Here is a 10,371-nt window from a genome sequence, read left to right on the forward strand (position 1 = left end):
CTCAAATAAAAATATACTAGGTGATTCTTAATCCATTACCGGTGGTGTTGAAATGCAAATTGATAAGAATGATGTGAGGGATTGTTTGTTAAACTTAATCGCAGGTTTGTCACAGTGGGGAGAAGACTTCAGCGAGCCGCCGGCTCTATTGCGTCAAGGACATATGCAGTTTGTTCGACTCCTGATGTTGGAGGGAAAAAAAGCTCCAATTGATTTGCATTCACTTATTCAATTGTTGCAAAAACCGGCAGAAGAATGGGGAATTGTAGTAGCCGGTATCTATCCGGAGGAAGCGCCGCTCTTGATCCCGGATCTGGGCTTGTCACCAGACGCACGTGAATTTAAAATCATGTACGATTCGCCTGAAGAAGCTCAGACACAAGAAATAGTAGAGATATTGCGCTACTGCCGAGGGACAATGCCGATGCTAGAGGAGAAGTACCGAAAACTTCGAGAGTTTCTTATTACCAATCCGGTTGTATCTGCTTACCGTTTAATGGAGTTTGGGCTGGAGCTTAAGGATACAGAACTGATGAAAAAGCTTAGTCGCTGTTATGAAGAAATTTCGGACGATGTAGAACGATATCGCAAATGTCCACGATGCGGATGGACGCTGGAATTTCGTAACGATCACTGGCAATGCGGGGCAGAAGATCTTTGTGGGAAACTGGCCAGTCGCGGAGAGCTTAAGAAATGGGAAATCCATGAGCCCATGCATCGATTGCGTTATGGAATTTATCGGTACACGATGTTGCCAGGGTTGGCTGAACTTACAGCTAAAGATTGGCTAACGAAGAAAGGTTACAAAGTTGAACTCTTTCCGCAAGTAGACCGGTTTGATTTAGCCGTCGAATTGGATACGCATATCGTCTATCTGGATATGAAGGATTTTAAGCACCCCCTACACCTGGCTAACTTCTTCAATAAAATGCAACCCCACCAACTAGAGAAATATCGAGACCCACATGTATATATTGTCATTCCGCAATACCGAACGAAAATATACCCCGGTTACTCGAAGCTTGTTAAACAAGCACTTATGACTCATGCGAGTCATCTGAAAGTCATAAATGAGCGGGATGTGCAGAAGCATCTGGCTGGGGAGGCAACGGAGAGATGAGAGTATCGTATTGGACCTATTTTGAGCAGTTCCTTCCGCGTCTCTTGCCATCTGGATTGCCGCGGCAAAACATTGAAACCATTTATAATGTGGAATTGTTCGTTACAGGATGTTTGATGGTTGATTCTTCTATGGATATCAGCGAAGGTTATACGATTTTATCAGGTTACGACTCACCTATTCTTCCCAAGCCTGCTCGGAAGGAGATTGCACACCGTTTAAGAGTTTTATATAGTGCTTTGCGCTCAAGGATGACATGGGACAACTTATTCGAACGATATGAAGAAGTTTCGGTTGAATTTAGATTATATGAAAACGACGGTAGTCATTGGAGACTACGGACCCCTGCCTTGTTCGCCGATCGCGGGAAATGGTACGAGCAATTATTAGAACAGCCTGTTGCGCATCAGTCAAAGGACATACGCTTTGCTACAGCGGGCAAGTTCCACTACAACAAATATAATCAGGAACAAGAGTCCATTCTTTACGGCGGAGAAATTCCACCGCCGTTGGTTAGTACGTCAACATTTCCGAGATATAGACCGAAGGGGAGATTTACACTTCATCTTGGAGACGAGCATACCTATCAGACAGAGGGGATGCGAGAAGCTTCGGCAGCCTTGGAATGGAAGGAACGGGCCGGAATTGGACTTAAACTAAAATCACTGACAAACCCCAGTATTCGACAGTTTGAGTATAAGGGCTTACAGCATATCGTGGGGGGACTGGGATCGGGAAAATCCACATTTATGGTGTTGGAGACGGATCGATTAGTCCGAGAGGGGGCTCGTATCGGATTTATTGAGAGTAGTGTTCCCCAAGTACTAAATCGGGTTAAGGAACTTCGTTTATTAGGTATTAACGCTGTTCCTGTAATTGGAAAATCGGGCCGCCGTAAACATCAGAAGGACTATATATCCGCCCGTCGCCATCAGATTCGGGATGTAACGGATTGGGGGCAGGATTCTTATCTGGAACTCCGACATGTATCCGATTTTTGCATCATCCATGCCCTTGCCAATGACCATGAAAATACGACAGATTATCCATGTCGTCAGTTAATACAGCAGGAGAAAAAGTGCGTATGCCCCTATGCAGCCAGTTGCGGAATCTATCGCGATTTCGCAGCCCTGATCCATGCGGAAGTATGGGTTACAACCTCAGCAAGCATATTGAAAACAAAACTACCTGTTATGCTGGACCCTTATGAGAGAACAGTCTATGAAGCGATGTATGACTTGTTAGACATCATTTTCGTTGATGAAGCCGATGCGGTTCAGAAGCAATTCGACGATTCCTTCGTCTCCGAGATTGCATTGTTTGGTAACTCTCAGCATCTCTTTGAGAAGACCCTGTTAGAATCATTTCGAAAAACGATAGGTTATTATGGTAAGTATGCACATGACGAGGTTGTACAAGACTGGATGGATGTTCTGAATCGCCTTGAAAGCACCATCCGCCGCGGTGTATATCGTACATTGAATTTATCGCCTGAATTCGCTCAGTTTTTGTACCGGAAGCTATTACGGATCTCTACCGAAGCTTATCGCATCAGTGGCGCTTTCGCCAAGGACGAACAGAATCGGGAGAGAATTGAACAGGAATTACGCAACTATGCGGATCATCCGCTGGACCACCCTATCTATGCAGATGTAACGAAAATGCTGCAAGCTCGAACGAAGAAGGAGCGGGAACAAGCTCTAACTACCATTCTCCATAAGTTGGGCGGTGAGACAAACCCTGTTGGAAGATTGAAATTCCCGGTTCATTCGTTGGAATTATATTTATGTCTGGCACTTATCGATCATGATATACAAGTGTTCATGGATCTTTATCCGCTAGTTCAAGCCAAATTAGGAAAATTATCTGAATTCGAGGGACTTTACACGATTCAACGTGAGTTTTCAGCAATTATGAAAGATGCGATGACAGGACGTATGACCGGGTATCTGTATGAAGTAAAACCTGGGAATGACACAGGTACATTCAAAGCCGTTCAGTATTCAGGTGTCGGTCGACTTCTCCTTGAAGACTGGCAATCGATCTACGCTGGAATAGATGGATATGAAGGTCCTGCGGTTGTTCTGCTTTCAGGTACAAGTCTGGCTCCAGGATCAGCCCATTATCATATTGCATCGTTGCCTGGATGGCTGTTGGAATCCAATCTGGGTGTTCCAGTCATTCACCAGGAATATTATCCGAGCTATGAGCACGGGAAGGAAACCCCTATCCAAATATCCGGTGAGATTGAGGATAGGAGAGAACGAAATCTACGTGCGCTAACCGCCAAGTTAATGTCCAAGATTGAACAAGAATTGCTGGAGTGGCGTTACTCGGGTGCAAATCGTAAAGTGCTGTTGATTGTCAACTCTTATGAGGACGTTGCTGATGTCGGAGCCGTATTTGCATCACATTCTTCTTGGAAAAATAGATACCGCCAGTTAACGAGGGACCCGGATCCTTTTCATGAAGCCGAGTTTTCAAGAGCAGAATTAGAGCGGTTTGCTAACGAAAACGCTGATGTGCTGATCGCCCCGTTACTTGCGATAAGTCGCGGTTATAACATTCTGGATGATACGAAAGGTTCATTATTCGGATCTGTGTTTTTTATGATACGGCCATATCCGATACCGCAGGACATGACCTATCTCATCCAACTTTTGCATGCCAAACTGCCTGACTTCATTGAACGTGCCGATTTTGAAGGCAAGCTTTATAGGCAGGCACTGGACCTCATTCGCAGCGAAAGTAATAGCTTGCTCCACCGGATGTACCGTAAACCAGACTATTGGTCCGTATTAAATCCTGCGGAGAGAAAGACCATAGCCTGGTATACGTTTATCCCAGTCTGGCAAACGATTGGAAGGCTTCTTCGCAAAGGCACACCGGCGAGAGTGTTCTACTGTGATGGTAAATTTCCAGCTCAGCCCATGCGCACGGAGGTTGGGGAATCGATGTTGGATTACTGGCTGAAGATCATGGTGGATCATGAATCAAATCCAGCATTTCGCAGTTTATATGGACCATTTATAGACAGTATGAAAGTCATGATGGAAAGGAATGAGGCCCATGAGTCGGACTGGTAAATTGCTGCAGCTGTATGCTTTCGAGAGCGACCAAAATGCTTGGAATAATAAGCAGATCTATCTACTGGATATACCAACGGTTTGGAGAGAATTTATTCGTCGATTTTATAATGGAGTTAAGCTGCCCTTTGCGATTAAGCCATTAGGTAAAAAACTGCAAAGTATATTTCCACAGATTGTCTCGGTCAATAACCAATTTTATCTGGATGAAAACCGTCCGTGGCTCATTGCAACGCAGCCAGTCCCGGTTGGAATGACCCTATTACTGGCTAAGGGATGGATGAACCAAATAGCAACGAGGCAAGGCGTAGCTGCACCGGATGATTTGGATACGAGTACAATGGACTGGCGAAGCGAGGCGGTAGATTCCATTTTGCATCGTGATTCAAGGTTGAAATATGAATTGCTTCCTGCTCTAGTTGCACATCAATTTTGCTTGAGTCCGAAACAACTACTGCTTGATAACCGGGATGAGCCTGTTGAGCTTATGTTCTCGCAGGTATATGCCACGCAAAAGGCAGAGTGCATGTCTGAGCCCATAACCACTAGATCTGGTACTTTTTCTTATGTCGTCCGATTTCGGTTACAATATAGGGCCGGTGAGCCGGAACGACTATTATTGATGGTTTCGGCTGGAATAAGGCGGTTTATTACAAACTCTCAGGAGACCAAATATTTGAAGGGCGGTATCAATAGCACGTTATTAGTTTCCATGGACAATCCTCTGATAAAAGATCAGGGAATGGGATTACGTTCGTATGCGAGTTTATCTTTTCGCAGAGAAGGTGGAACTGAGCCTTATACCCGTTGGTCCGAAGGGCTAGACGAATTGTTCAGTGATATTTTATGGGGCAATCCGTTATCGACTGAGGATATCTTAACAAATCCAGTTAAGTATCACTCAGGAAACTCTCCTAAGATATGGATCGTTCATAATAATAGAGTCTTTAACCAGTCCCCTTATATTGAAGCGGGTATCAGTATCCAGGAAAAAATGGGATTCTATGAGATGGTACAGAGAAACATATCCGACTGGAGACCGCTTACGCCGCTGCCATTTGTGCCGAAACCGAAGCGAGAAGGGACAAGGAGGCGAGGGAAAGACCTAATCCCACCCGTTTACTGCGGGCATGATAAAGATTTTGTACTTGAAGTGTGGGGATCGGACTCTCTATACCAATGTGTCATTGAAGCACTGAAAGCTAAGAAATATAAAGGGAATTTGCTAGCTGAACAAGTCGATGGTGATGTCTTTAGGTTAAACTCCTCCTCTCGGAACCGTATTGTTGTGGTCAAGCGTGACAGGAGAGACTATGTGGATGGCTTGGATCGCAGAGCACTTAAGGACATGGCGGATGAACATCGAATTAACAAAATCGACCGAAGTATCGAACATGTTAAAGGGAGTCAGTCCATCACATGCTCCTTGATTGAAATATTACCTAAAGATGAATGGAAAAAGCTTGGCGAAGGAACCGACCCCAAGCAAGCGGTTCGTAAAGGGTTTCAATTAACGGGGAGGATGACTCAATTTGTCTATCCCGAAAGCGGGGCCAAGAAGTCTAAACGAAAGAAGGATAAACCAGAGTCAAACTATATTCACAAAGTCTTCAACTGTATCTTGGATTTATTGGGGGATGCGGGAGTTATCGATTACAAGGCATATCTGGATGTCAATGAACAACGTCCCATCATAGCCTATGATCTGGTTTCGGGTGATAAAGGAACCTATGCGATTTTGACGAAATTCGAAAACGGTGTACTAATGGTAAAGAGCCGAGGCCTTGAGGAATGGGTGCCTTTGTCGGAAGCTGTGTTACAAACAGATCAATTTGATCCGCTTCCCAAAGCCCCGGATGCACAAAAGAAAGAAATAGCACGCTGGTTCGGAGAGCAGTTAAGAATGGAACGAATGAATGGCAAGGAGCCGATCGTTTTAGTTGAAGCGGAGCTTCGATATAAAGGACTGGATGGGATTCGAAACAACAAAATTGTCCGTGGGAAGGACCCAGAATTACCTGGATGGATTCAAAACGAACGCGGAATGACTGTTATTCGTGTTAATTCCAACGATGATGTTCCAGCCTACGGTTTTATCCCCATGTCATTCTCTATTGGCGTTTATTCGGATCACGAGTCTGGATTGTATTATGGTGTGGGGAACAAACCTAAGACCCAGATGAACATTGCCAAGGCCATGACCAAGTATGATAACTTGGGAACGGCTTTTCAACAACCTCGAGTTGTCGAATATATGCCATTAGGTCCGATGGATAGGCAAGACCGAGAGCGTCTAGCTTGGACGGTGCATCGCTTGCGTGAGGTATGCATTACCTTTGAATCGACTACGGCACAGCCTTATCCTCTGAAAATGACGGGGACGTTAAAGAAATATTTGCAATTCAAGGAATATGGGTTTTCTGAGGCAGAGGCAGAGTTTTTGGAGTTGTAGATGGGGGTTAAAGCATGACGTTGATTAAAGACCTGAGTACAAATGATGAATTTGTCGGCTTCTATTTATTGAAGGAGCTGGAACTGAAGCAAACCAACACATCGCCGGCAAAGGACTACTTTGATTTGGTGCTGTGTGATTCCAGTGGACAGTTGCCTGCCAAGTATTGGGATGTGAAAGAAACGGAAAGAGACAACTTTTCTCCGATGACGCTGGTCAAGGTTCAAGGAATCGTTCAGTTATATCGGGAAAAACCGCAGCTTAAGATCATCAGGATTCGCAATATAAGGGAAGAAGACGGTGTGTCTCTAACCGATTTTATTCGAGCGGCTCCAATTGGATCTACGGAATTATTAGAAGTCATAGACAGAGTCATTGAGAGTATTTCGGATCCGGTGATTCGCGATATTGTAAGCTTTTGCGTCGATAAGGTGAGAGAGAAACTAGCTCATTATCCGGCGGCCAAAATGCACCATCATGCATACTTCGCAGGCTTGTCCTATCATGTCGTTCGTATGCTGGAGATTGGAGAGTTCCTTTGCAAGCAGAGGCCATTTCTAAATGCGGACATGATCAAAGCGGGAATTATCCTGCATGATATCGCAAAGCCAGAGGAAATGATCGCTCAGCTTGGGGTCGTGACAGATTACAGCACCCAGGGTAAGTTGATCGGTCATATTGCCATGGCGGCTAGTTGGATCACTGAAGCGGCTTTGCGGCTGGAGCTTCCACTCGATTCGCAACAGGTGATCGGATTGCAGCACCTTATTCTCTCACACCATAACCTCGGGGAATGGGGAAGCCCGGTACAGCCGCAAACGGCGGAAGCAGTAGCGCTACATCATATCGACGCACTGGATGCTAAGCTGCAGATGGCAGAGGATGCACTAAGTGCCACTTCTGACAAGGAGTTGTGGACACAGCCCATCCGAGGGCTGGAGAATAAAGCGTTGTATAAGATGACACTTAGAAATTGAAATATACGTAGAAAATGCAATGAATTAAAAATACTTTGCGGCAAAATAGCGGCAATGGTATAATGTTATTGAGGATGGTGATGTTATGTTTACACCCAAATATTCAATAACGGACTCCATTGCCCGCAGACTAATGGATATACAACGCGCCAGTGTTGTGGTGGATTTGCTTCCATTGCCCGCATCTATTCTGGACTTGCTTAAGAAAGAATCGATGGAAAAGACGGTCATTCTTTCTACGAAAATTGAAGGAAACACACTTGATGAGGCGACAAAGCGAAAAGTCTTGTACCAAACCAGCAATGACAATGAAGAGCAGGAAGTTTATAACTTAATGAAAGCTTTGGAATACCTGGATGAAGCCGAAAAAAGGCAGCTCCCGGTTACAGAGGAATTGATTAAAAAGCTGCATGCCATTATCCGAATATCGCACGGACGAAGACCGCGAGTTAGCGAGTATCGCGAAGAACAAAATCAAGTTGGCAGCCGCAATGCTTCCGGTTTTTATTTGCCGCCGGAATGGCAAGATGTTCCGGTATTAATGGAGGATTTGGTTGCCTGGGTGAACTCGCCGGAAACCTATTCGGTTCCGGTTCCGATCAAGGCCGGGATATTCATGTGGCAGTTTCTAACGATTCATCCGTATTTGGACGGGAATGGCCGAACAGCCCGGATGATTACTACCTATCTTTTGCGTCGCGGTGGTCATGGACTGAAGGGTTTATTCGTATTAGAGAATTTCTACGACCGCAACTTAGCTGAGTATTATCGTCGACTCCAGTTGGGTCTCCATCATAATTATTATTTTGGGCGGAATGATGCTGATTTGACGCCTTGGCTGGAATTCTTTATTGATGGATTGGCGGAGGTTTTTCAAGAAGCTGCTGCCATTGTTACCGAGAAATCCGCCCAATTGACCAAAATCGAACCGGATCTGATTCGCAAGTTGGATCCCCAGCAAAGAATGGTGTTCGCTCAACTAACCTTCAAACAAGACACCTTGACGACAAGTGAAATGAGGGACCTGCTGCGCTTGTCGGATCGTTCAATAAGGGAAAAAGTGAGCCATTGGAGAGAAGAAGGATTCATTGAGCCGCGCGATCAAGACGCCAAAAGAGTTCGTTCTGTAAAATTATCCGCGGAATACGAGAAGCTGGCTCAAGACATTCGGAGTGCCCCGGATAAGTTTGCTCATTTTCTGAAATGAATGCAGCACCGCGATCTCAAGATGAGATTTCGCGGTGCTTTTTTAATTGGCAGAACGTACATTCGCTGACAATCTCTTGTCTCTTTGATTCGTCATAATGGAGGAAAGACATACGGGAGTGAGTACAGTGGACCAAAAGATCTATGTCGCCGTTACGGGCACGCAGCACTATTACGGAGCTGATTTACTAAAGCCGGGTCAGGTTGTTCACTTGATCAAAGACCCGGATAATCCGCATGACCATGAAGCAATAAAGGTGGATATGATCCCATTGGGCAAAATCGGTTATGTCGCCAACAGTCCGCATACCGTACCGAAAGGATGCCGGAGTGCCGGCCGGATTTATGATCGATTTGAACAACATGTTTGCGGTATGGTGCGATTTGTCGTGAAGGATACAGCCATTGTTGAACTTACACCGGGCATAGAGGAAATGTACATCATCAAAACGACAGAGGACGTTGTGTTTTCTCCTTGTCTAGGCAGGAAGGACTAGGTAAAACGTAGAATCCCAAATATAATAAGAATTTACATTACATATGCCAAGATGGGAGATATTGCATGACGGATAAAGTAATACGACTCTTTAAAATGCTTCTTGCCATTCAGACTAATCCGGGGATTTCAGCCAAAGAGCTGGCAGATAAATGCGAGACAACGGATCGAACGATTTACAGAGACTTGAGGATATTGGATTTAATCGCACCGATCACGAACGAGGGGTATGGGAAAGGGTACCGTTTTGTCGGTAATTTCGCCATCTATCCGCTGAATTTCACGGAGCAGGAAGCGTTGGTAGTTTCTGTCCTGCCTTCCGTGTTGGACACCAGCAAACTGCCTCCAGGCTTTGAATCCGCCTACGACAAGGTGATGGCTACTCATGTGAAAGAAACTAGGAAGCGGTACGATACATTGGAAAATGTCGCGGACATGATCCAAATGGGCACCCCGGCTTATCGGGAGAACAATGCCAACTTTTTGCTGCCCATCATGGAAGCGATTATCGCCTGCAAGACGATCAGGGCTGTTTACCATACCCAGAGCCGGAATGAATTGACGGAGCGCGAAATTGATCCGTACTACCTGGTTCCAAGGGATCAGCGGTTTTATTTGATCGGTTATTGTCGTGCCAAGCGGGAGATTCGTACATTTCGCATGAGCCGTTTCCGGCATGTAGAGCTGACAGGAAATCATTTTGACAAGGGCGATTTCAGCATCGCGCAGTACATGAAGCACACCTGGTCTATTGAACGCGGGGATTCTTTAATCACCTTCAAGATTAAATTCCATCCGGATGTCGCCCGCTATGTAAAGGAAGAAGAATTGTTCGTGAGACCGAAGATGACCGATCTGCCAGACGGCAGCTTATTATTCGAAGTAACCGTCAACCACGAGCGCGAATTTATGAACTGGGTGGTTCAGTACGGACCTTCGGCGGAGATCCTAGAACCTGCATCTGTGCGGGAAAAGTTTAAGGAACAGCTGCAGCGTTGGGGACAGTTGTATGGGCAGTAAGTGCAAATGTGCGT

The 10,371-nt window shown here is 45.4% G+C and carries 7 protein-coding genes; all 7 read left to right on the forward strand.

Annotated elements, in window-relative coordinates:
- The first annotated feature begins 52 nt into the window (after window positions 1-52).
- The 7 genes from AC3RCL_RS08525 (at window position 53) to AC3RCL_RS08555 (ending at window position 10,357) form a co-directional block, all read left to right on the forward strand.
- Entirely contained in the window at window positions 53-1,120 is a 1,068-nt protein-coding gene (locus AC3RCL_RS08525; protein ID WP_492535180.1) for a restriction endonuclease-related protein, read from the forward strand.
- Window positions 1,117-4,206, forward strand: a complete 3,090-nt coding sequence (locus AC3RCL_RS08530; RefSeq protein ID WP_492535181.1) for a pPIWI_RE_Z domain-containing protein — start codon at window positions 1,117-1,119, stop codon at window positions 4,204-4,206. Before AC3RCL_RS08525 ends, AC3RCL_RS08530 begins: the two co-directional genes overlap by 4 nt.
- Entirely contained in the window at window positions 4,190-6,658 is a 2,469-nt protein-coding gene (locus AC3RCL_RS08535) for a pPIWI_RE module domain-containing protein (protein ID WP_492535182.1), read from the forward strand. Before AC3RCL_RS08530 ends, AC3RCL_RS08535 begins: the two co-directional genes overlap by 17 nt.
- A 14-nt stretch (window positions 6,659-6,672) precedes the next feature.
- Window positions 6,673-7,635, forward strand: coding sequence for a 3'-5' exoribonuclease YhaM family protein (locus AC3RCL_RS08540; RefSeq protein WP_492535183.1), 963 nt, complete (start codon window positions 6,673-6,675; stop codon window positions 7,633-7,635).
- A gap of 85 nt (window positions 7,636-7,720) precedes the next feature.
- Window positions 7,721-8,842 carry a Fic family protein gene (locus AC3RCL_RS08545; RefSeq protein ID WP_492535184.1) on the forward strand — a complete coding sequence of 374 codons (1,122 nt, stop codon included), beginning with the start codon at window positions 7,721-7,723 and terminating at the stop codon, window positions 8,840-8,842.
- 127 nt (window positions 8,843-8,969) lie between these two features.
- Window positions 8,970-9,338, forward strand: coding sequence for an HIRAN domain-containing protein (locus AC3RCL_RS08550; protein ID WP_492535185.1), 369 nt, complete (start codon window positions 8,970-8,972; stop codon window positions 9,336-9,338).
- A 65-nt stretch (window positions 9,339-9,403) separates the two neighbouring features.
- Complete coding sequence (locus AC3RCL_RS08555) at window positions 9,404-10,357, forward strand: helix-turn-helix transcriptional regulator (RefSeq protein ID WP_492535186.1); 954 nt, start codon at window positions 9,404-9,406, stop codon at window positions 10,355-10,357.
- Window positions 10,358-10,371: the final 14 nt, after the last annotated feature.

The organism is Paenibacillus sp. MT86, assembly GCF_058792535.1.